The organism is Halorubrum sp. C191 (assembly GCF_002727095.1).
Lineage (GTDB): Archaea > Halobacteriota > Halobacteria > Halobacteriales > Haloferacaceae > Halorubrum > Halorubrum ezzemoulense.
The window spans coordinates 1-842 of record NZ_NHNZ01000084.1; the positions used below are offsets into that span (position 1 = coordinate 1).

Here is an 842-nt window from a genome sequence, read left to right on the forward strand (position 1 = left end):
TATGGAAACGCGGCTACCCGGGCGAACCACGTCTAACGACAAAATAATTACGCCGTCCGGGGATCTGCTGTTCTCACAACCGGCAGGCGGTCGGAACGTGTCTGCGGTGCGGTCGCTGTCTGGCGATAGCTGACGCTCACGCAGGGCCTCGGCCGGCCACTGAGGGCCGCCGGTCTGGCGGCCCTCAGATCCCTCGTCTATGCGGTTACACCCGGTGGATCGTACGCTTCTCCCCGATCAAGCATGTGGTAGATCGATACCAGCACCTTCCGAGCTGCTGCCACGATCGCTTTCTGTGAATTCTTCCGGCTTGCTAACCGGTCGTAAAACCGACTGAGATACTCGTCGTTACTCGTATGAACTGCGGTGTTTGCTGCTTGGACGAGTAGCCATCGTACACGCCCTGATCCACGTTTCGAGATGCTCCCTTCGATCCGCGAGTCGCCTGACTCGCGGATCACCGGGTTCAATCCCACGTAACTGACAACCTCCTTGTCACCGTCAAACCGGTCGATCCCACCCAACTCCGCGTAGATTGTCAGCGCAGTGTAGTAACTCACACCGGGAATCGTCATGAGCAGCTGGGTCTCCTTCAGAGACCCAGCGCGCTCTTCGATCGTCTCATCGAGCTTCTGAATCTCTTCGGTGAGCGACTCGATCAGGTCGAGGTACGACTCGAGCAGCGTGTCGAACGGCGTCGGGATCGAGAGTCCCCGCAGGGACTCTCGTCCCTCCACGGTTAGCGGTTTCACGTCTTCGGTGATGCCGTGATCGGAGAGGAGTCCATGGACCTTGTTGGCGTACTTGGTACGGTTTTCGACCAGGGTCTGTCGCCCGCGCAC

The 842-nt window shown here is 59.1% G+C and carries 1 protein-coding gene; it reads right to left on the reverse strand.

The window, feature by feature from the left end:
- Positions 1–197 precede the first annotated feature (197 nt).
- Positions 198–842 (reverse strand): IS110 family transposase (locus Z052_RS07195; RefSeq protein WP_144050011.1); only part of this gene is annotated, 645 nt, incomplete at its 5' end.